General features: G+C 45.3%; 21 protein-coding genes. 15 read left to right on the forward strand and 6 right to left on the reverse strand.

Features of this window, described 5'->3' with window-relative positions; translation table 11 throughout:
• Window positions 1–51 precede the first annotated feature (51 nt).
• The 7 genes from pabC to OJ16_RS05195 all read left to right on the forward strand — a co-directional run bounded on the left by pabC (window position 52) and on the right by OJ16_RS05195 (window position 6,817).
• A complete protein-coding gene (pabC, locus tag OJ16_RS05165; protein WP_040988086.1) occupies window positions 52–855 on the forward strand; it encodes an aminodeoxychorismate lyase in 804 nt (267 codons plus the stop codon).
• Window positions 852–1,868, forward strand: a complete 1,017-nt coding sequence (gene mltG / locus OJ16_RS05170) for an endolytic transglycosylase MltG (RefSeq protein WP_040988088.1) — start codon at window positions 852–854, stop codon at window positions 1,866–1,868. The genes pabC and mltG overlap by 4 nt, the downstream gene beginning before the upstream one ends.
• A gap of 3 nt (window positions 1,869–1,871) precedes the next feature.
• Window positions 1,872–2,504 carry a dTMP kinase gene (gene tmk, locus OJ16_RS05175; RefSeq protein ID WP_040988090.1) on the forward strand — a complete coding sequence of 211 codons (633 nt, stop codon included), beginning with the start codon at window positions 1,872–1,874 and terminating at the stop codon, window positions 2,502–2,504.
• Entirely contained in the window at window positions 2,504–3,466 is a 963-nt protein-coding gene (gene holB / locus OJ16_RS05180; protein ID WP_040988092.1) for a DNA polymerase III subunit delta', read from the forward strand. Before tmk ends, holB begins: the two co-directional genes overlap by 1 nt.
• A complete protein-coding gene (locus OJ16_RS05185; RefSeq protein ID WP_040988095.1) occupies window positions 3,457–4,224 on the forward strand; it encodes a TatD family hydrolase in 768 nt (255 codons plus the stop codon). The genes holB and OJ16_RS05185 overlap by 10 nt, the downstream gene beginning before the upstream one ends.
• 445 nt (window positions 4,225–4,669) lie before the next feature.
• The gene (gene ptsG / locus OJ16_RS05190) at window positions 4,670–6,097 is read left to right on the forward strand and encodes a PTS glucose transporter subunit IIBC (RefSeq protein ID WP_040988096.1); all 1,428 of its coding nucleotides are present in this window, start codon (window positions 4,670–4,672) and stop codon (window positions 6,095–6,097) included.
• A 300-nt stretch (window positions 6,098–6,397) separates the two neighbouring features.
• Window positions 6,398–6,817, forward strand: coding sequence for a hypothetical protein (locus OJ16_RS05195; protein WP_040988098.1), 420 nt, complete (start codon window positions 6,398–6,400; stop codon window positions 6,815–6,817).
• 222 nt (window positions 6,818–7,039) lie between these two features.
• Here OJ16_RS05195 and OJ16_RS19915 read toward each other — a convergent pair whose 3' ends face one another.
• On the reverse strand, window positions 7,040–7,138 hold the full coding sequence (locus OJ16_RS19915; RefSeq protein ID WP_152613819.1) for a MetS family NSS transporter small subunit: 99 nt from the start codon (window positions 7,136–7,138) through the stop codon (window positions 7,040–7,042).
• Window positions 7,139–7,140: 2 nt separating this feature from the next.
• Window positions 7,141–8,607 (reverse strand): sodium-dependent transporter, encoded by a 1,467-nt coding sequence (locus tag OJ16_RS05200; RefSeq protein ID WP_040988100.1) that lies wholly within the window; start codon window positions 8,605–8,607, stop codon window positions 7,141–7,143.
• 628 nt (window positions 8,608–9,235) lie between these two features.
• Here OJ16_RS05200 and OJ16_RS20255 point away from each other — a divergent pair.
• The 5 genes from OJ16_RS20255 to OJ16_RS05220 all read left to right on the forward strand — a co-directional run bounded on the left by OJ16_RS20255 (window position 9,236) and on the right by OJ16_RS05220 (window position 13,690).
• Window positions 9,236–9,757, forward strand: a complete 522-nt coding sequence (locus OJ16_RS20255) for a type II secretion system protein (protein WP_041013030.1) — start codon at window positions 9,236–9,238, stop codon at window positions 9,755–9,757.
• Window positions 9,758–9,908: 151 nt separating this feature from the next.
• The gene (gene cydH / locus OJ16_RS19920; protein ID WP_152613820.1) at window positions 9,909–10,001 is read left to right on the forward strand and encodes a cytochrome bd-I oxidase subunit CydH; all 93 of its coding nucleotides are present in this window, start codon (window positions 9,909–9,911) and stop codon (window positions 9,999–10,001) included.
• 48 nt (window positions 10,002–10,049) lie between these two features.
• Window positions 10,050–11,174, forward strand: a complete 1,125-nt coding sequence (locus OJ16_RS05210) for a patatin-like phospholipase family protein (protein ID WP_052810333.1) — start codon at window positions 10,050–10,052, stop codon at window positions 11,172–11,174.
• Between the two features lie 254 nt (window positions 11,175–11,428).
• Window positions 11,429–12,646 (forward strand): sugar metabolism global transcriptional regulator Mlc, encoded by a 1,218-nt coding sequence (gene mlc / locus OJ16_RS05215; protein WP_040988105.1) that lies wholly within the window; start codon window positions 11,429–11,431, stop codon window positions 12,644–12,646.
• A gap of 96 nt (window positions 12,647–12,742) precedes the next feature.
• Complete coding sequence (locus OJ16_RS05220; RefSeq protein ID WP_040988822.1) at window positions 12,743–13,690, forward strand: chemotaxis protein CheV; 948 nt, start codon at window positions 12,743–12,745, stop codon at window positions 13,688–13,690.
• Window positions 13,691–14,000: 310 nt separating this feature from the next.
• Here the strand turns inward: OJ16_RS05220 and OJ16_RS05225 are convergent, their stop codons facing one another.
• From OJ16_RS05225 to OJ16_RS05240, 4 genes are all read right to left on the reverse strand, one after another.
• Window positions 14,001–17,102 carry an error-prone DNA polymerase gene (locus OJ16_RS05225; protein ID WP_040988107.1) on the reverse strand — a complete coding sequence of 1,034 codons (3,102 nt, stop codon included), beginning with the start codon at window positions 17,100–17,102 and terminating at the stop codon, window positions 14,001–14,003.
• Window positions 17,103–17,113: 11 nt separating this feature from the next.
• The gene (locus tag OJ16_RS05230) at window positions 17,114–18,514 is read right to left on the reverse strand and encodes a Y-family DNA polymerase (protein WP_040988108.1); all 1,401 of its coding nucleotides are present in this window, start codon (window positions 18,512–18,514) and stop codon (window positions 17,114–17,116) included.
• Between the two features lie 3 nt (window positions 18,515–18,517).
• The gene (imuA, locus tag OJ16_RS05235; protein ID WP_040988109.1) at window positions 18,518–19,198 is read right to left on the reverse strand and encodes a translesion DNA synthesis-associated protein ImuA; all 681 of its coding nucleotides are present in this window, start codon (window positions 19,196–19,198) and stop codon (window positions 18,518–18,520) included.
• Between the two features lie 121 nt (window positions 19,199–19,319).
• On the reverse strand, window positions 19,320–20,063 hold the full coding sequence (locus OJ16_RS05240) for a YciK family oxidoreductase (protein WP_040988110.1): 744 nt from the start codon (window positions 20,061–20,063) through the stop codon (window positions 19,320–19,322).
• A gap of 90 nt (window positions 20,064–20,153) precedes the next feature.
• Here OJ16_RS05240 and sohB point away from each other — a divergent pair, with 90 nt between their 5' ends.
• The 3 genes from sohB to OJ16_RS05255 all read left to right on the forward strand — a co-directional run bounded on the left by sohB (window position 20,154) and on the right by OJ16_RS05255 (window position 22,387).
• A complete protein-coding gene (gene sohB / locus OJ16_RS05245) occupies window positions 20,154–21,215 on the forward strand; it encodes a protease SohB (RefSeq protein ID WP_040988112.1) in 1,062 nt (353 codons plus the stop codon).
• A 357-nt stretch (window positions 21,216–21,572) separates the two neighbouring features.
• Window positions 21,573–21,785, forward strand: coding sequence for a transcription antiterminator/RNA stability regulator CspE (cspE, locus tag OJ16_RS05250; RefSeq protein ID WP_040988113.1), 213 nt, complete (start codon window positions 21,573–21,575; stop codon window positions 21,783–21,785).
• Window positions 21,786–22,177: 392 nt separating this feature from the next.
• Window positions 22,178–22,387, forward strand: a complete 210-nt coding sequence (locus tag OJ16_RS05255) for a hypothetical protein (protein ID WP_040988114.1) — start codon at window positions 22,178–22,180, stop codon at window positions 22,385–22,387.
• Window positions 22,388–22,431: the final 44 nt, after the last annotated feature.

A 22,431-nucleotide genomic window follows, 5' to 3' on the forward strand; every position in this document is an offset into this window, starting at 1 on the left:
AACGGCTTAATGCTTTTGGCATTAGGCCGTTTTTTATTTTAGGGACTGATTGTGTTTTGGCTTAACGGACAACCTGCGGATTCAATTTCTCTTCTCGACCGTTCTTTTCAATATGGCGATGGTGGTTTTACGACCCTGCTGACCGAGCACGGTAAACTTTGCCAATGGCCGTATCATAAGCAACGCATGCAGGCATGCTTAGCGGCGCTTGCGATTGCAGAGCCTGATTGGACGCTGGTTGAGCGATGGTTGGCAGTGGCAGCAAAACCTGAACCGTTAGCGGGACTCAAACTGCACATTAGCCGAGGCGAGGGTGGACGGGGTTATAGCTCTACTCAAGTGAGTGCCGCTAATGTTACTATTAGCGACTTTGCTTATCCGCCACATTACCGCCAATGGCAAGCACAGGGTATTGATCTTGGCATTAGCCAGGTGACTTTAGGCCTGACACCGAGTTTAGCGGGGCATAAGCACAATAACCGGCTTGAACAGATTCTTGTTAAGGCCGATTTAGACAAGCATGGTTTGGTTGATGGTTTGGTTTTGGATATCAATGCAAACATCATTGAGACCAGTATAGCCAATGTATTCTGGCGACGAGGTGAGGTGCTTTATACACCTCAACTTGATATGTCAGGAGTCGCAGGCGTTGCGAGAAGGCGCGTGTTAGAGTTTGCTCAAAACGCTGAGATAGTCGTTAAAATAGGTCGATTTGATTTATCCCATATATTAGAAGCTGATGAAGTGTTTATGACGAACGCTTTGTTAGGTGCCGCGCCGATCCGGGCGATTGAAAGTCAGACGTTCCCAATTGGACCACTGACAAGACGTATTCAGGAGATGTTAGTCCCGTGATTAAGAAGATCACTTTTTTACTTATTTTACTTGTGGCGATCGCCGCAGGTGCTTTTTTCTATGTGACCAAGCAAGTCGAACAATTTGTAGGTCAACCTTTACAGTTATCACAAGAGCGAATTTTTACTGTTGAGACGGGGTCCAGTTTTGCTCGTGTTCTCAATCAATTGATTTCAGAAAAGCTGATTGAATCGAATGACGTTATGCCGCTGGTACGTCGTTTTCATCCAGAACTGACGCAAATCAAAGCGGGGACCTATCTGATCACTCCAGAGATGAACCTGACTCAGGCATTGATGTTATTCAAAACGGGTAAAGAGCATCAGTTTTCATTGACGTTTGTGGAAGGCTCTCGTTTTAGTGAGTGGCGTACTATTTTAGAAAATGCGCCTTACCTTGAGCATAAAACGACGGATATGTCGGAAGCGGAGATCGCGAAACATCTCGGTATCGCACACGAGAAACTTGAAGGGTTATTCCTAGCAGAGACGTTCAATTATACCTACGGAACGTCTGATTTGGACATTCTTGAGCGTTCGTCTGACAAGTTACAATCGGTGTTGGATAAAGCGTGGCAAGAACGCCAAGATAAGTTACCGCTTAAGACGCCTTATGAAGCGCTTATATTAGCGTCTATCATTGAGAAAGAAACAGCCGTTGAATCGGAACGCGAACGAGTGGCTTCGGTCTTTGTTAACCGTCTTAATAAGCGCATGCGCCTGCAAACCGACCCGACCGTTATTTACGGCATGGGTGATAGCTACGATGGTAACATTCGTAAGAAAGACTTACGCAAGCCGACCCCATACAACACTTATACCATCTCTGGTCTGCCACCGACACCGATCGCGATGGCTGGAGAAGCTTCCATTTTGGCGGCATTGAATCCTGAGAGCAGTAAATACTACTACTTTGTCGCTAGTGGCAAGGGTGGGCATGTCTTTTCTAAAACGTTGGCCGAACACAACCGTGCGGTTCGTGCCTACTTAAAACAATTAAGAAGTAATAAATAACTCATGAGCCAAGCTAAATTTATCGTTATTGAAGGCCTTGAAGGGGCAGGAAAAAGCACTGCAATCCAAGCGGTTCTAAAAACACTGCAATCGGCGGGCATTGATTCTATTCAAAATACTCGCGAACCTGGAGGCACTCAGTTAGCAGAAAAACTGCGTGAGTTGGTTAAGCAAGAGCACGAAGGCGAAGTTCTGCAGGATATGACCGAATTGCTGCTGATGTATGCCGCGCGCGTTCAATTAGTCGAGAATGTGATTAAGCCTGCACTTGCATCTGGCACATGGGTGGTCGGTGATCGCCACGATATGTCTTCTCAAGCGTATCAAGGTGGTGGTCGTCAAATTGCTCGTGAAACCATGCAATCATTGCGCGATACCACGCTGGGGGCTTTTAAGCCGGACTTTACGCTCTATTTAGATATTGATCCGCGCATTGGTTTAGAGCGTGCGCGTGGTCGCGGCGAGTTGGATCGTATTGAAAAAATGGACATGAGCTTTTTCGACCGTTCTAGAGAACGTTATTTAGAAATTGCGAATAGCGACGCATCGGTTGTGATCATCAATGCTAACCAATCAATGGAACTCGTGGCATCTGATATTCACTCTGCGTTGCTGCAGTGGTTGGAAACGCGCTAATGTCCCAGCTTTATCCCTGGTTAGCGCCTCTTTGGCATCAATGGCAAGCGGATCTTGAACACGATCGTTTTCCCAATGCCGCTTTGCTGATTGCGAAAGCGGGTCTTGGTGTCGATCTGCTCGTGAACAAATTCAGTCAAGCGGTGATGTGCAGCAACTATGCAGCCGACCCTTGTGGTTTTTGTCATAGCTGCCAGTTAATGGCTGCGAGTCACCATCCGGATTACCATCGAGTGGTGCCTGAAAAAGAAGGCAAATCCATTACGGTTGAACAAATCCGCCAATGTAATCGTATTGCTCAAGAGTCTTCTCAGCTCGCAGGTTATCGATTGATTGTGATTGAGCCAGCGGAAGCCATGAATGAGTCGGCGGCCAATGCACTGTTGAAAACGCTGGAAACGCCTTCGGAAAAATGCCTATTTTTGTTAGTGGCAAGCTCAGCGAGTCAATTGTTACCTACGATCACCAGTCGTTGTCAGCAATGGCATGTAGGGGAGCCAGATACACAAACTTTAACGCAATGGTTGTCTGAGCAAACCGCGCTTACAGTACCGCCTTATGCCGCCCATCTTAACGGTAACTCTCCACTAAAAACCTTACGTTTTATTGAAGAGAAAGAGCAAAGTCGTTATCAATCGATGGAACAACAGCTTTTAGCGGTGACACGAAAGCAGGGTGATGTGATAAAGCTCGCGAAAGAGCTCGCTGGTGATGCGGAACAATCCTTAAATTGGCTGTGGTACTTATTAACGGATGCGCAAAAATGCCATTTTGGCCTGACCTTGCCGAACCGGGTTTCGGGGGCCGATGAGCTTGCCAATCGCGTGAGTTATCAATTGCTCTATACTCAGAGCGAGGCGTTACGTGAATTGATTGGACAGCTGACCGCGCACTCGGGCCTTAACCGAGAGCTTCTTATTTTAGATTGGTTGATTAACTTTAACGAGGATGTATGTTTGTAGATTCACATTGCCATCTCGATAAACTGGATTATCAAGATTTACACCAAGGGATCGGTGACGTGATTGCGAAAGCAAAAGCGGCGAATGTTACGGAGCTATTGTCAGTCGGTGTTACCCTAGATGCCTTTCCTAATATGATGGAAATGATCACTCCTTATGATAACGTTTATGCTTCGTGTGGTGTTCACCCATTAGACGTCGAGAGCGATTTTTCACTGGAACTTCTGCATCAATACGCCTCTCATCCTAAAGTGGTGGCGATCGGTGAAACTGGGCTTGATTACCACTACCAACCCGAAACGAAACCACTTCAGCAACAGCGTTTTGAGCAGCAGGTCGCGCTGGCGGTTGAACTGAATAAGCCGCTGATTATCCATACTCGTAATGCAAGAGAAGATACCTTAGATATTTTGCGTAACGGTGGCGCTGATAAGTGCGGCGGAGTGATTCACTGCTTTACTGAAGACCTTGCCTTTGCGCAGGCTGCGATGGAGTTAGGCTTCTACATTTCTATTTCTGGCATTGTGACGTTTAGACAAGCGACAGAATTGAAAGAAGTGGTGAAGGCTCTTCCATTAGAGCGCTTGCTGATCGAGACGGACTCACCGTACCTGGCACCAGTACCGCATCGTGGAAAGCAGAATCAACCGGCTTATGTCGTTGAGGTTGCTGCATACATCGCGCAATTGCGTGGTACCTCGCTGAGTGAGGTTGGGCAAAAAACCAGCGATAACTTCAGGAATCTTTTTTTGAGATAGAAATAAAAGATTGTTTAAAAAAGGAGCTAAGGCTCCTTTTTTAATGCCCCGAATCAAAGCTAAACGTTTTCATCTGTGATGTTTACTAAAAATGTTGAACTTATTGTTCTTTTTACTGTGATTTGTAATTTTGTTACAAAAAATAACAATGCCATGTATTTTATTTACGGCATGAAATTAATGTTCTATACAATATTTTTAATCAAATTCAATGATTTAAATGTTTGTAATCCATTCCATTTGTTGAAAATACGTGTGATCTATCTATTACTTTGCAATTAAATTGACCAAGCGCCTAGAAAGTACAGCGAGTATCAAGATATATTTAGAACCAGAAAATATAACGTAACAAGTGGTTACATTTTCTAAGGGTGCTAACATTTAGGCTACGGGGGTGTGCCGTTAGAACCCAGATAATTCTAATAATTCTTTCAGGAGCATATACATGTTTAAGAACCTTTTTGCTAACCTGCAAAAAGTAGGTAAGTCACTGATGCTACCAGTATCAGTATTGCCTGTTGCAGGTATCCTACTTGGTGTGGGCGCAGCCGATCTTAGTTTCATCCCAGATATCGTTTCAAACCTAATGGAACAAGCTGGCGGCTCAGTCTTCGGTCAAATGGCACTGCTATTTGCTGTAGGTGTAGCACTTGGCTTTACAAATAACGACGGTGTTGCAGGTCTTGCTGCAATCGTTGGTTACGGTATCATGACCGCAACGCTTGGCGTAATGGCTGGCGTGATGGGCGTTGAAAAAATCGATACTGGTGTACTAGGTGGTATCCTTGTCGGTGGTGTGGCTGCTTGGGCATTCAACCGCTTCTTCAAGATTCAGCTTCCTGAATACCTTGGCTTCTTCGCTGGTAAGCGTGCAGTGCCAATCATCACGGGTTTCACCGCGATCGGTCTTGCTGTTGTTCTTTCTGTCGTATGGCCACCAGTAGGTAGCGCAATCTCTGCATTCTCTGATTGGGCTGCACACCAAAACCCACAAATGGCGTTTGGTATCTACGGCGTTATTGAACGTACGCTTATCCCATTTGGTCTTCACCACGTTTGGAACGTACCTTTCTTCTTCGAAGCAGGTACTTGTGTAAACGCTGCGGGCGAAACTCAAAATGGTGTTCTTACATGTTACCTAGTTGCTGATGAAGCAACACGTGCTGCAGGCAATGGCTTCGGTCAGCTAGCTGGCGGTTACATGTTCAAGATGTTTGGTCTACCAGCAGCAGCAATTGCAATTGCTCATTGTGCTAAACCAGAAAACCGCGCAAAAGTAATGGGTATCATGGCATCAGCTGCTTTGACTTCATTCCTTACCGGTATCACTGAACCTATCGAATTCTCATTCCTATTCGTAGCGCCAATCCTATACGCGATTCACGCTCTACTAGCAGGTTCTGCATACGTACTAGCGAATACTCTAGGCTTCGTACACGGTACTTCATTCTCACACGGTCTGATTGACTTCCTAGTTCTTTCTGGCAATGCTCAGAAGATGGGTCTGATGGTCGCTTGTGGTCTAGGTTACGCAGCGCTGTACTACATCGTATTCCGCACTGTAATCACGGCTCTTGATCTGAAAACTCCAGGTCGTGAAGATGAGTCTGAAGAAGCAGTTGCAGTAACGGGCTCAGAATTGGCTGGTGAACTTGTAGCAGCATTCGGTGGTAAAGAAAACATCACTGGTCTAGATGCATGTATTACTCGTCTACGTGTTGCGGTTGCTGACACTGCAAACGTTGACCAAGATAAACTGAAACAGCTAGGTGCAGCAGGTGTTGTTGTCGTAGCGGGTGGTGTTCAGGCTATCTTCGGTACTAAATCTGACAACCTAAAAACTGACATGGATGAGTGGATTCGTAATCACTAATCTAAACCTTCCCCTATAGGTATGTTTGTAAAAGGAGGCTTCGGCCTCCTTTTTTGCTTTTTCACATCGTCTATTCTTCTTTCCTAACCTCTCTATTTTCCAAACTTATACCCACTCACTAACACGCCCTTGTTACCGCTTAATTTTTTGGCTATTCGGTTGAACCCTTAAGATCTTTTTTTAGCGTTGTTTGATTCGTGTTTGTCATGATTCTGGCAGCCGCCTAACCTCATGTTGACGTTTAAATGCGCAGTTTTACGACAATAAGAACTTTGCTTAATCAATTTTAGGACGTGATAAATGAGAGAAGGATGGGGTCGCTTAATTGTGGGGTTGGGGTTAACGGCGCTTAGCACACACACGCTGGCAAATAACGAGAAACCAACGAATTTAGCGGTCGGTATGGCGGTTGATCAGCAATTAAGCGTGGTTGTGGAGCTAGACAATCAATATCGCTTTATCATAGGCAACCAAGGGGGAGCTTTTGATTACATCGCTAAGCGCGGCCAATTTGATATTGAAGAACCGATCAGTTGGTATGTTGGTATTGGGGGTTGGGGCGAGTGGGATGGTGACTTTGGCGCTCGCGTACCGCTTGGCGTAAGCTACCAAGTGAGTCAAGGTTGGCAAGTCTATGGTCAAGTGCAGCCTGAGTTGAATATGCACAGAGGCTGGGAGTTAGAGGTAGGTGCTGCATTGGGCGCTAAATACCATTTCTAATCGCCGGTTTAGCAAAAGGTAAGTAACCTTGCGACAAAAAGGGTGTCAGGAAATAGGTTTCAGAAAATAGGCCGAAAAAGCAGGGTTCTATTTCGGAGCAATGTGTTTCAGGAAGGGGTGATGGAGCTGAATGCTCGCAGTCTATCGGCAGGTCAGACTAGGTAAAGGCGTTTGAATAAAAAATGCCGGCACAAGGGCCGGCATCGATTCTCTATCAAGTGATTATGGTTGCTTGTTCATTGCCCGTTTGATGCAGATGGCTGCGCCACCCCAAGTAATGCTCAAACCGATCACTAACATGATTATTGCACCTGTTGTCATAATTATGCCTCCTGCTGACGGTTTGTTGCGTTAAGAATAAGACCAAATACGAGTAATGCGCCCATGATAATCCAACCTAGCGTCAAGTCGTAACCACCGTAGCCTTCGGTGAATAACTCTTGTACTTTTGTGGCAAGAATAACGGCTAGCATCACTGGTGTTATGAATCGAAGGCAAACATCGAACCACTGACCAATCGTAAAATCTGACGTTGAGTTAACATATTCACGGACGCTTGGTACTTTATTTAGTAACCATGCCATGAGAACAATTTCAACTAGGCCGCCAAACATAATACCGATGTTGTTCGCGAAGTGGTCAACCAAGTCAAGCAGTAGTAGGCCGCCATTCGTTGCAAAGGCCATGGATACCACCACCCCTGTCCCAATAACCACGTTGGCTGCTTTTTTACGACTCCAGTTCAATTTGTCGATGATGGCTGATGTGACCGCTTCCATGATGGAGATATGAGAGCTTAAACCTGCCACGACTAATGCGAAGAAGAACAATGGGCCAAGGATGTAAGGTGCTGGCAGTAAGTTAATCGCAGCTGGCAGTGTTACAAAAGCCAATCCAACACCGGCTGAAACCACTTCAGTGATTGGTTTGCCTTGCTCTTGCGCCATGTAACCCAATACGGAGAAGATCATAATACCGGCTAGGATAGAGAAGCCGCAGTTGATCAATACCGTCATAAAGGCATTATTCGTGATATCTGATTTTTCAGGTAAGTAGCTTGAGTAAGCCAACATAATGGCAAAGCCGATACTTAGCGTGAAGAATATCTGACCATAAGCGGCAGCCCATACCTTCACATCCCAAATCTTGCTGAAATCCGGTTCAAACATGTAGTTCACACCGTCTAGAGCGCCTGGAAGGAAGATCATACGTCCGATCAGTAATATCACCATGATGAATAGGATAGGCATCATGATTTTAGATGCACGTTCGATACCTGCTTTAACGCCCCCAACAATGGCCGCATAAGTGACTGCCCATGCCAATAGCATGGCGCCAGCGATATTCCATTGGATGCTACCCAGCGCCGTAGGGGAATTGTCACCACCTAGCTTTAGGTATTCGCTGAAGAAGAATGCGTTAGTGTCGCTGCCCCAACTTTGAGTGAACGACATCCCAAAGTACGAAATAGCCCAACCAATAACCGCAACATAGTAGACCGCGATCACCGCGGCAACGCCGACTTGGAACCATCCTAGCCACTCAAATTTAGCGTGGATTTTAGACAGCGTTTTCGGTGCGCTACCACGATATTTTTGCCCCATGCTGAATTCCAAAATCATAAATGGAATACCCGCGGTGATCATGGCAAATAGATAAGGAATGAAAAAAGCGCCACCACCATTCTCATAGGCCATGTAAGGGAAACGCCAAATGTTACCCAAACCAATCGCCGACCCTACAGCAGCTAAGATAAACCCAGCTCTTGATCCCCATTGCTCTCGCTTCATAGATTACTCCTGTATACAACTCCCTGAGGTATGAAGCTTTTCTTTGGCTGGTTCGCCATAAATGGATGAAAGGGGCAAAGTGCTGTTAAGCAAGCTATGTCCTTTGCTCTATCATCCATGACTTGGCAAAGTTTAGATTTAAATGTTGTTAGCCTAAAGAAAACTCAGAATTTTGTTCTTGAACTTACGATGTGTGTTTGCGGAAACTGATATTTTCAGCTGCGCATGCTAAAGAGACTAACGATTTAATGAGGTTAACGCAATAGATTGTAAACATGGCATTTAGGTTACAGGTTGGAGTGTAAATTGTTATTTATCTATAATTTTGGTTGATCAGTGAAGTGTTAAGGAAGTTGATATTATATTAAAAGCCATAAAATGGTCGTTATGCAAAATAAACAACTATTTTAAGATCTAGAATGTCTGACTGATTTATTGATGAACAGTCGGTATTTTTACTGGTAACTCGCAAAATAGGGAAACAATCAAAATTTGGCGACCTAAATTTACAATTTGTTACTTGTCCGTGCTACGGTGCGCTTTTCCCTTCCTTGTGGCTTGATTAGCTCCTAGTGGGTTTTAGAGTTTTTTTATCATTGTCTAGTATGTTGTTTATTCGAGAGAAAATATGATGAGAAGGTCGCAGTCAAAGCGAGTTCGCGGTTATTCGTTAATTGAGTTGGTCGTCGTTATTTCGATTTTGGGTATTTTAGCGGTGAGCGCTTCAAGCCACTATTTAGATCTACAAAAAGATGCTCGCTCATCGGTGATCGTTACCACCAAGGCAAGTATGCGTGCGATAAATGAGCAAGTGCATCTCATGACAAATTTGGGTTACGTAGAGATGCGAATAGATACGCCGGGTCAGATTGGTCAAGCCCGATTTTTGGATTTAAATCGCGATGGTATTCAGCAAAAAGAGCAGGGGGAGTGGGGGTTAATTTGGCTGGATTTGGATAATCTTGATATGCCAGACGCATTAATACTCGACCCAAAACTTAAAGTGCAATTTGAAGAGCAGACACACCTCTATGTTGGTTTTGATAGACAAGCCTCGACGATTAAGGATGGAAATTGTTGGGCGCTATATGTACAGCCTAGGAAAGAGCAGGATGTGGCGGAATATCATGTTGAAGCCTCGGGATGTTAACCCTGATATAGACCGATTGAACAAAAAACATTAATACCTAATCGCCGACTATTTGTGATATTAGCATCATTACTATGCCAGAAAAAAACGGATAAATTGATCATCTTTCAATCAAGTGTTACATTTTTGTTGAATGTGTTGGGAGGTGTGTATGGAAGTAGAACTAAAGTATGCCTTAATGATTACCGCGACTATTTTTGCTGTAATTATTGGTTTTGGTGTGATTGCTATTGCGACGGCGTAAGTCGTGAAGGCAGTTAAGAACAGTGGTGTCATCACTGAGACAACCACGATGCTTGACCTTGAGCATTTATCAAAATACACCGGTGGTTCAAACGCCCTTGTCGCACAAGGAGGAGGGCAGAGAGGTATTTTTACTTCCGGTGTATTAGACGCCTTTCTCTTATCCGATTTCGACCCTTTTCATCGTTTTTATGGCACATCCGCAGGTGCTTTGAATTTAGCAGCCTTCCTTTGTCGGCAAAAAGGCATTGGCCGCTCATTTATCCTCGATTTGACCACGTCACCAGAGTTTTTCCACCTATTTAGTTATATCCGCCGTAAGCGTTATTTAGGGCTCGATTGGGCGCTAGACAAAATCAGCGAGTATCCTTACAAATTGGACATTAATATGGGACGTCGTGTGCTGGGGGATCGACAAGCCTATGCGGCCGTGACCGATAGTTCACGCTTAATCGACCGGTATTTGCCGATACTTGAGGATAATTGGAAGCAAGTGTTAATTGCCAGTTGTGCGATTCCTCGCTTGTATGATCGCGAGGTCTGTTTTGAGCATGGTTGCTACATTGATGGCGGTGTATCGGCTTCGATACCGGTACAGGAAGCTTGGCGACAAGGTGCGCGATGCATTATTGTGATCCGTACGGAAAGTGATGAGGCCGCTCCGGCAGAACCGCTGATCTCTCCAAATCATAATGTCGAATGGTATCGTGATTCGCTCAATGTTGCACAAGAACATTGGCAGCAGAAACTCTCGCAGTGGAAGTTAGATTGGAATGAGTTTTTAAACGAACGCATCAGTCGTTCTCAACTGCAAAAACTCAAAGATCATCATCTCGTCTCGCTCAATGGAGGACGTTGGCTATTTGGTGCGGATGACATTTATCGCCTCAGTCATTTACTGGGTGATAATTTTGATTCAGGTCTGGCTGATATGCTGATGGTGCACTATCAAACGTACTCGTTGACGCAAGAGTTTTTAACCAATCCGCCAGATGATTGCTTTATTGTTGAAATCAAACCTGATCAGCCTTTGCTTTCCAGTTCACTTATGAGTGATGAAGAAGAGCTACGCCATGATTATCAGCGAGGTTTGGATGCCGGTTTTCGCTGTGTAGCGGCATTTGAACAATGCGGCCTGACTCAATTCAATATCCGCTTTAACAACGCAAGTTAGCGAGTGCAATCTTCTCTTTGAACGCGAGAATACAGCGCGAACGCCCTATTTTATTCTAGATATGTTTCATGGTTTCTCATTTTTAGCAACGCAAAATAACCGCATTTAAATGTTAAATATTCGGTTGTGATTTGACCAGCAACACAAACAATTCCGATTATACGTGATGCTTGTCACGGCGATTTATCAAGGGGCTTCACAATTACTTCGCAAAGTAAAAAAATTACTGAGTTGTTGAATATTGGAGTGTCCTTATGTACATGGCTCAACCAGGCCATATTGATCATATCAAACAGGTCAATGCTGGCCGTGTATATAAACTTATCGATCAAAAAGGTCCAATTTCACGTATTGATCTGTCAAAAGAGAGTGCACTTGCCCCTGCAAGTATCACTAAGATCACGCGCGAGCTTATTGAGGCTCACCTTATCCATGAAACGACCGTACAAGAAGCGACAAGTCGTGGACGTCCTGCCGTTGGTTTACAAGTTAACAATGAGGGGTGGCAGTTTCTGTCGATGCGTTTGGGTCGAGGCTACTTGACCATCGCGTTGCATGAACTGGGTGGTGATGTACTCATTGATACTAAAATTGATATCCATGAGATTGATCAAGATGATGTTTTAGCGCGATTGCTGCATGAGATAGAAGAGTTTTTCCAAACGTATTCTGATCAGCTTGATCGTGTCACGAGTATCGCTATTACGCTGCCAGGCTTAGTCAATTCTGACGAAGGCATTGTATTGCAAATGCCACATTATAATGTTGAAAACTTGCACCTTGGGCCAGAGATCTACAAGGCGACAGGGCTACCGGTTTTTATTGCCAATGACACTCGAGCATGGGCATTGGCAGAAAAGTTGTTTGGCCACTCGCAAGAGAATGAAAACTCGATCTTGATTTCGATTCATCATGGCTTAGGCGCTGGGATTATTCTTGATGGCCGTCTACTGCAAGGTCGTCACGGAAACATCGGCGAACTGGGTCATATTCGTATTGATCCCCAAGGTAAGCTTTGCCATTGCGGTAACCGTGGCTGTTTAGAAACCGTGGCAAGCTCTCAAGCGATTCGCTTGGAAGTTTCTGAGCGTATTGCGCGAGGAGAAGCGTCGACGCTTTCCAGTATTGCCAATATTACGGTGGAAGATATTTGTGAGGCTGCTGCAAACGGTGATGCTTTGGCGGTCGATGCCATCGAAAAATTAGCGGAATACCTTGGTGCGGCGATTTCGATTGTGATTAACCTGTTTAATCCAGAAAAAATCTTGATTGGCGGAGCCATTAATCAAGCGAAAGACATTCTTTATCCTGCGATCCAAAAATGCATCAAGGAACAAAGTTTACCGGTCTATCATCAAGATCTGGAAGTCGTCGAATCTCGTTTCTATAAGCAAGCGACGATGACCGGTGCTGCCCTCGTAAAACAAGCACTCTTCGATGGCTTATTACTGATGAAGGTGATAGAAGGGTAACATTATGCTTTAATTAGCCCTTTTGAATAATTTTTCTGTGGCTTTCATCGTTATGAAGCCACAGAAAACATTGCTTAACTGTTGTAGAGAATGGCCATGACCGGTGTATTAAACAGTGTTGATCAGCGAACCAAATTAGTGGGTGAGAATCGCTTGGAGTTGCTGTTATTTAGTCTTAATAGCCGACAGTTGTTTGCCATTAATGTGTTTAAAGTTCGTGAAGTCATTAAAGTGCCGCCGCTCACTAAGTTACCAGGCGCACATTATAATATTACAGGGGTGGTATCGCTTCGTGGTGTTTCCGTCCCTGTGATCGACTTACGGGCGGCAATTGGGTTTCCGCCATCGCGGTTAGAAAATCAAGAAGAAAACCTGATCATCACGGAATATAACCGTACGGTACAAGGTTTTCTTGTGGGACAAGTTCGTAACATCATCAATACGACGTGGAGTGACATCCAGCCGCCTCCGAGAACCGCGGGGCGCGCGACTTATCTCACGGCAATCAGCCAAATTAAAGAAGGCGATACAAGCCAAATTATTGAAATAATCGATGTCGAGAAAGTGCTGGCTGAAATCATTGATTATGATGTGTCTATTTCTGAAGGTGTGCTGGATAATCGCCTAAGCGCTGAAATGGTTGGCCGCAATGTGTTAATTGTGGACGATTCTTCAACGGCTCGCGCTCAAGTGAAAGGCACGCTATCTCAACTTGGCTTGAATATCATTGAATGTCGTGATGGTCTCCAGGCTCTCAGATTGCTCCAGTCATGGAGTAATGAAGGGAAGTCGGTGGCAGACGAGTTACTGCTGATGATCACGGATGCCGAAATGCCAGAAATGGACGGCTATAAATTGACGTATGAGATTCGAAATGATCCTCGAATGAAAGATCTGCATATTATTTTGAATACGTCTTTGAGTGGCAGCTTCAATGAAGCGATGGTGAAAAAAGTCGGTTGTGATCGCTTTATTTCTAAGTTCCAACCGGATCTTTTGGTTGAGGTTACGCAAAATCGCCTGAGAGAAGTGCTTGGCGTTTAAATGAATTTGATGGATTGTTGCTCGCTTTGAGTGTGTTTTGTGCGAAGTGGTTGTTTTGTGATACTATTAGGTCGCTATTTTGTTATTGAAAATAGGCGCATGACTATCAAACCAACTTTTCATCAGAAACCTTAAGGTAGCTCCTACGCATGATATGGTTAACGTCAAAGATCATTTTGACTCTAAGCTTAGTACTGTACAGGGAATACAAGAAAAGAAGTATGGACGCTGAAGGCGAGTTGTAACTTGTCATCTGTAATACGAGAAGGAGCCTAATGGCTCCTTTTGCTTTTCTGGTGTACCGGTCAAATTAATGAAAATCACGAGAGTGGCTTTGCAACCCTTCGATTTGATCGGTGATATCTTCTAACCTTCCTGCAATGACATGAATGACGCTGCCTTCGCGCTCTACAATGCCTTTTACCCGTAAAATTTTTGCACTTAAGTACGCTTGTTGCTGTGCTCTGGCGGTTGCTTGCCATACCACGACATTGATGTTGCCAGTATCGTCTTCTAGGGTGAAAAAGGTCACGCCAGCTGCGGTTCCAGGCGATTGCCTCCCTGTAACGACACCGATCACCGTCACCATGGATTGATGTTCTTTATTGATCAATTGATTCATACGCGTAAATCGCCCAAGTACGCCTGTTTGATCGAGTAATCGAATCGGGTGTTGCTCCAGTGATAAGCCCGTAGAGGAGTAGTCCTCAAGCAAGGTTTGGGCGTCGCTTGGCGCCGCGAGACAGTGAGGCGCTGATTCCTCTATGTGCTGGAATAGCGGTAAATCTGACAATGAATCCATCATTGCCCAACGAGTTTGATAGCGATTATTCGCGATGGAGTGGAGAGCATTGGCAGAGGCGAGTATCTCGATGTCTCGTTTATTCAGTCCAATATGCTTAATTTGTTGTGGATGGTTAAAGTGCCCTTGGCCTCTGGCTCGTATCAATTGCTCACAACTGGTTTGACTTAACCCCTTTATTTGACGAAAACCCAGTTGAATCGCTAACCCATTTGGCTGGGGAATGATCTGATGCTCGTAGTTTGAGTGATTAATGCAAATGGGCAAAATGGTTAAGCCATGACGTTGGGCGTCTTGAACCAGCTGTGAGGCGCTGTAAAAGCCCATAGGTAGGCTATTGAGTAGTGAGGTATAGAATGCCTCAGGATAATAGAACTTTAGCCATGCAGAGCAGTAGGCGAGCACGGCAAAGGAGGCGGAATGACTTTCTGGAAAACCATATTCGCCAAAACCTAATATCTGGTCGAAAAGCCGCTCAGCAAAGTCTAATTCATAACCTCGGCTGAGCATGCCTTCAATCAGTTTGGTTCGGAATTTCACCAAGTTGCCGTTTTTCTTCCAAGCGGCCATTGCGCGACGAAGTTGATCGGCTTCACCACCGCTAAACCCGGCTGCGACCATCGCCAGTTTAATGACTTGTTCTTGAAAAATGGGCACGCCCATGGTGCGAGACAATACCGCTTCGACCTCTTTTGATGGGTAATTAATGGGCTCCAGTCCTTCACGTCTTTTCAGGAACGGGTGCACCATATCGCCCTGAATCGGGCCAGGGCGCACAATGGCAATTTGAATCACTAAATCGTAGTAACTGGCTGGTTTTAGTCTTGGTAGCATCGTCATTTGTGCCCGGGACTCGATTTGGAATACGCCCACGGTATCGGCACGTTGAATCATGCCGTAGACATTCGCATCATCTTGGCGACGAGTAATTTCAGCAATGGATAATGACTCGCCATGAAACTGCTCAATCAGTTCAAAGCACTTGCGAATGGCACTAAGCATGCCAAGGGCGAGCACATCGACTTTGAGCAGTGCGAGGCTTTCGAGATCATCTTTATCCCATTGAATGACCGTACGGTCGGGCATCGACGCGTTTTCAACTGGCACTAATTCATACAGTGGACCAGAGGAAATAACAAAGCCCCCCACATGTTGTGAGAGATGGCGTGGAAACCCCATGATCTCATTAACCAGCTGAATAAACTGCTCACCTTTGAGTGAGTTCGGTTCGAGGCCGAGTTGAACGATTTGCGCTTGCCAGCCTTGTGCGTGATCGCGGCGATTGACGTTATTAATAAAGTAATCGAGTTGGCTTTCCTCTATCCCTAGTGCTTTTCCCACATCGCGTATTGCGCTTTTAAATCGGTACGAAATCACCGTGGCCGCCAGCGCTGCTCGCTCACGACCATATTTTTTATAGATGTATTGAATCACTTCTTCGCGGCGATGATGCTCGAAGTCGACATCAATATCGGGCGGCTCATCGCGCTCTTTACTGATGAATCGCTCAAACAACACCGATATTTGGCGAGGATCAACCGAGGTGATTTCTAAGCAGTAACAGACCACGGAGTTAGCTGCTGAGCCTCGTCCTTGATACAGAATGCGACTGCGCTTAGCAAACATCACGATGTCGTGAATGGTCAAAAAATAAAACGGATAGTTAAGCTCCTCGATCAAGAGCAGCTCTTTTTCTATTGTTTGCTCGATGTCACTCGGCACACCTTCAGGAAAGCGTAATTTTTTCCCGTGCGCAACCAGTTGTCGAAGATGGCTCATAGGGGTTGTGCCATCAGGGATGAGTTCACTCGGATACTCGTATTTCAGTTCTGCCAAACTAAAATGGCAGCGTTGGGCTATGTGCACACTTTCCGCCAACCATTCGGGTTTAAAGAGTTTACGGAGTTTGTCGACGCTGCGCAGAGATCGCTCGCTGTTGGCTAAGAGATGCCCGCTGATGGTATCAATAGTGTTGCCGTGTTTAATCGCGGTTAACGTATGCTGCAAGGGGAGGCGTGTTGCGGTATGCATTAATACGCCCCCACAGGCGGTGATAGGCAGCTGTAGTTCAGAGGCTAAGTGCTGGCAGTTGAGTAAATAGGCTTGGTCATCACTGCCTAAGTGACGCTGTATGCCAAGCCACAAACGATGCTGATGGTGTTGTGCTAACCATTGCCCCCACTTATGGTCCGTAGACTCATGCTCCGCTTGTTTATGACTCACTGGTTGATAGGTGGGCAGCCAAATGATTAAGCAGTGACGAATAGACATTAAATCCCACTCAGAGAGTTGATAGTGTCCTTTCTCACTGCGACGACGTGCATTGGTAATGATGCGGCATAGCTCGGCATAGGCTTGCCGACTGGGGCAAATGAGCACGACTTGGCACTCATCATTAAGCCAAAACATACTCCCAATGATCAATTGCACACCAAGCTGGTGTTTTTTGATTGCCGTATGGGCACGTACCACTCCTGCCACCGAACATTCATCGGTAATCGCCAAAGCGCGGTAGCGGAGAAAGTCCGCTTGTAAAATCAGCTCTTCTGCATGAGAAGCGCCGGTGAGAAATGAGAAATTGCTTTGGCAAAAAAGCTCAGCGTAAGACATGGTGTTTCCGTTTAACTGAATTGACCGTGGAGAAACCACTGCTTATCTTGGTTGCGAAATACCCAAAGCCAGCGGCCTTTATCACTGCGAGCAATAAAGTAATCACGGGTAATATCATCGCCATCCCACCAACCCGTGACTAATCGTTCTGGGCCTTGAATGATGGCTATTTTTTCTTGTAAAGGTTCCGGAGCGGGTAGTAACACACTCGGGCGGCAGCGAGTCGCGGAAATAGGGTTATTGATGCTGGCACTCGGGTCACATAATTGTGTGGCTTTTTCCGGTCGAGGATCTTGGCTAAGTAAGACTTTGCATACCTTATCTTTCCCCAGTTTTGCTTGTAATAGCCCAATCAGTTCAAGCGAGGATAGCTGGCCTTGCGGGCCATTAAACATGTCTCGACTCGTGGCCTCTAATGGGCCGCCACGGATAATCGCCAAGGTTAAGCCTTGCACCGGTGCGCTCAGTTTGAGGGTTTCTAGTGTGAGTTGACACAGTATCAACCAACGCTTGGCCATGGAGTCGCCACAGGCCGAGGTAAAGGTGACGGTATCGACTTGATTATCTCGTTGGTGCAAGGTTAATTGCAGTTCATAAGCGACATGATCGCGCAGAGTTAAGAAGCTCTCTAATCGTTCGAGTAATGTCTTTAGAGGCTTTTCTAGCCATTGGGTATTTTCAATCTCGTATAACAGTTCAAGATAACGGTGAAACTTCTCCGGCGGGTGATAGAACGCCATTGGGTGCTTGAATTGCCCCAGTAATCGCCCAACGTAGTTAACCAAATCGATATCAAATCGACGTGCCAATTCTGCCATCGGCAAACTCAATAGATCCGCTAAGGTGCTTACCCCAACGCGTTGCAGGGCGCTAACGCTTTTGTCTGCTAATTCAGTACAAGCCAGTGGAAAAGGACGAATCGTCGCCAGTAGGCGCTCTTTGTCGTCAGAGATTAGCATGGTGGCCGATTTGGCCAGTAAAATGGCCGAATAGGGTGAAAAACCAGTGGAATAGCAGTAGCGATAACCCAATGTATTGAGGTGCCGTGACAGTCTCTGCCAATAGGCTTCAAGGCCGCCATATAAACACAGCATATCCGTGACCTTGAGTAAAATACCTTGCGGTGGCTGCAAGACGATATCGGAAGTGACTAAGTAGAGCCATTGGGCAATATCGACCAAGGTTTGTTGCTCTTGGCTTGCGTCATAAGGATGGACTTGTAAGTCACGACAAAGCGCACTGGCGCTGCCAAGTCCCATTCCGGCCTTAATACCAAGCGCAAACGCTGGTGGGTTAACCTGTACAATTTGGAAGCGTTGGCCATCAACAATCACAATCGGTTGTTCGGCATGATCAGCAAAGAGCGCATCCAATTGCAAGGTTGGAAAATGAAGATAGAGCCAGAGTTGCATTGATTATCCTTGCTTGCGCGTCGGAAAAGGAACCACGACAGGTTGTGGCTCTGCAATCATTAATTGGGGCCAGCGTGAGCGCATGTCCAGTACAAAGCGGCCATGCGGCCAGCCTCCTTTGCGCTTGGTGATGGTCACCGTCAGTCCATGATGATGCGGCTCTAAGTGCAGGCTTAAACTGACAGGGAGAGAAAAAATGTGCTGTTGTGGTTGCTTGAACAAAAAGTGTAAGCAGTTACCGGTTTCGCTGGCGACTTGTAAGCGACGCGCTTGATGCACTTCCAATTCAGATTGCCAAAGCAATACGTTGCTGCAAGCACCACTCTTTAAGCACTGCTCTGCCGCCCATAATGCATGCTGTGGATTGTCCGGATAGATGAGCAATATTTGGTTGAGGTCGAAACCTTGCTCGACCAACATTTCTGCGCAGAGGTAGCCGGGAGGCTGAATAAAGACACTCATGCGTGCTTCACTGCTATTGAGCAGATGTGGCACAAGTAGTCGAAGCTCACCAATGCCTGAGGCGCTTTGTAGCTCAATCACGCCATGCTTTGGAAAACCACCGTCTAGTTTGTTATCGAGCAGCGGAAAACCTGTGGAATAAGCCTCTAAGGGCTGAGATTGCTGGGCATTGCCTTGCCATAGCCAATGCTTCTGTTTTAGGTGATCGATGAGTTCCGACATAGGCAATTGTTGAGTAAAGTTGACTGTATATTTGTACAGTATAATTTATCCAGCAAGCACTGCAATAGGGGAGAGGATGAAAAACGCCTTGCTAAGTGACAAGGCGTTGAAGTGATGTAAATTATTTTTTCGGTTGTGCGTCAATGCACTGGCCGTGAACCTCTTTGCCCTCGGGGGCCATTAAGTAAAGGTAGAGCGGCATAATATCCAGTGGAGTCTTGAGTAAATCGCTATCTTCAGCAGGGAAAGCTTTCGCGCGCATCCCTGTACGAGTACCGCCTGGATTGATTGCATTAACGCGGATGTTGGTGTCACTGAGTTCATCGGCCAGAACTTGCATCATCCCTTCGGTTGCAAATTTTGATATGGCATACGTGCCCCAAAACGCACGACCGACATGGCCAACGGTTGAAGAAGTAAAGATCATGCGTGCATCGGGCGATTTATGCAGAAGCGGCAGCAGTGCTTGCGACATCAGAAATTGCGCTTTCACATTCACTTGCATGACGTCGTCGTAGCAGTCTTCGCTGATCTGATCGAACGGGCTGACGACACCCAGCACGCTAGCGTTATGCAATACACCATCAAGTCGACCAAATTGACTTTCAATCGTATCAACCATATCAAGGTAGTTTTGCTTACTTGCGCCTTTCATATCGAGCGGAATAATGGCTGGCTGTAAGCCGCCCGCTTGCTCGATTTCATCGTACGTTTGTTCAAGCTTCTTGACGGTACGGCCCAATAATATGACGGTTGCGCCATGTTGGGCAAAACTGATGGCGGCTTGTTTTCCAATGCCAGCGCCAGCGCCGGTAACAAGGATGACTTTTCCTTCTAAGGCATGGTCAGCTACTGAATAATCCACGCGATGCTTCCTTATTGTTATGAACTGCTTTATGTCTTCGTGACAAGATGGTTACAATACAACAATTCGCACATTGAGAGGATATTCAGCTTGGAATTTTTGTTGGACTACGGCCTGTTTTTGGCCAAGATTGTGACTGTAGTAGTTGCAGTGGTGGCGATTTTAATCATTGCTAAAAGTGTTGGTGGTAAAAGCGGCGCACCAAAAGGTGAGCTTGAAATCACCAATCTTACCGAACAGCATCAACATACGGTTGAGCAGTTAGAGCACCATTTGTATGACGACGCCTTTTTAAAAGCGCGCAACAAAGCAGAAAAGAAAGACGAAAAAGAGAAGCACAAAGCTCGCGAGAAAGAGATCAAAAAAGCAGCCAAAGACGGTGAGTTAGAAAGCAAACGTGAATCACACCTTTTTGTGTTGGATTTTAAAGGTAGCATTGATGCAAAAGAAGTCGCCTCACTGCGGGAAGAAGTGACAGCGATTCTTGCGGTCGCTTGTGAAGGTGATGAAGTCTTGTTACGCCTTGAATCCGGCGGCGGTATGGTGCATGGCTATGGGTTGGCTTCATCGCAATTGGATCGCCTTAAATCAGCAGGTCTTCCTCTGACCATTTCAGTTGACAAGGTTGCGGCGAGTGGCGGTTACATGATGGCGTGTATCGCCGATAAAATCGTGTCAGCACCATTTGCGATTGTGGGTTCCATCGGTGTGATTGCTCAGATCCCTAACTTCCATAAAGTGCTGAAAAAGTACGATATTGAATATGAGCAAGTAACAGCGGGTGAATTCAAACGCACTCTAACTATGTTCGGTGAAAATACCGATAAAGCACGTGATAAGTTCAAGCAAGAGTTGGAAGAGACTCATGTTCTGTTTAAAGACTTTATTCGTGAACGTCGCCCTGAGTTGGATCTTGAAAACGTGGCAACTGGTGAGCATTGGTTTGGTACTCAGGCGTTAAGCCTTGGGCTTGTTGATGAAATAAAAACCTCTGATGACCTAGTGGTTGAAGCGTGCAAAGACAAAACCGTGCTGGCGATTCATTACGTTGAGAAGAAAAAAATCACATCGAAGCTGGCTGCTCTGATGGGAGAAGCCGCAGACAACGTGTTAATGAAACTGATCGATCGCGGACAGCGTCCAATCGTTTAACAAGCGGGTCGTTACATTAGATTGAAAAGGGGTATAGCAATATATCCCTTTTCCCATAAATTTAAGTGCTTATCGACGAATGCGAGCTAAGCATATGCTCAGTTTCTCGTCGAACAACAAGAAAAAGGAGATTTGGCCCTAAAAAATTCTTTACAAGAGCGCTTAACGCGGTACTATATAGGCAGCTCTGTTAGATAGAGTTATTTAAGAAAGAATTTAGTAAAGCAAATCTTCAGAATACTTCGTTTGTTGTAAACCTCTGTTATTCCCTTAGCTTTTTCGTACGATTAAATAATTTATCAGACAGTGTCCTCGCATTTTTGCGAAAATATAAACAATTTTAAAAAGGGACATCACATGTCAAACAAAACTACTGGTATCGTTAAATGGTTTAACGAAGAGAAAGGTTTCGGTTTCATTTCTCAAGACAACGGCGGCGCTGACGTGTTCGTTCACTTCCGTGCAATCGCATCTGAAGGTTTCAAAACTCTTGCTGAAGGCCAAAAAGTGTCTTTCGAAGTTGAGCAAGGTCAAAAAGGTCCACAAGCTTCTAACGTGACAGCTCTGTAATCTTTTGATTTTGATTCAGACACAAGTTGACTCGTTCAACTTGTGTCTATTTTCTGCCCTAGAAACTCCGTTTTACCTCCTCAGTTTCAAACCCACTATTAATTTTTGATGTTTTCACTCACGATATAAGCAAGACTGTGACGCTGAATATTCACATCTAAAAAATCAAATTCAAGCCAATACAATTAGTTACTATGCTCGTCTGTTTTATGCTGACGTGGCTTCGTTCTATTTTTTGCGATCATTTTTTTGTCACAAACGAACGATAAGCTTGAATACATCTTTTAAAATATAAGGAAAAACATTATGTCTCGATCTTCTGGTCGTCATCGCTTTTGGTTTCACAAAGCTAAAATCAAAACAGAATCTTTTAATAAATAACAGGATACTCAATGAGAATAGAGTTTAATATTTTTGAAAACAGCAACAACTGGATATCTACTGCTCATCAAATCAATGGCGATATATTGCTGAGAAACGTCTTAATGAAAGGCCAAGTCTCTGATTTGAATGTAAGTTTCACTTATGATGAAACAGCTCATTGCGGTAAAATTATGAATAATCACCACCAAATTATTGGTGATTTCGAAGTTAGCTTGTAACGACTTCACGCGACAGCGACGATGTATTTACGACGTCTCGTAAC

It is taken from the genome of Vibrio renipiscarius (genome assembly GCF_000827885.1).
GTDB lineage: Bacteria > Pseudomonadota > Gammaproteobacteria > Enterobacterales > Vibrionaceae > Vibrio > Vibrio renipiscarius.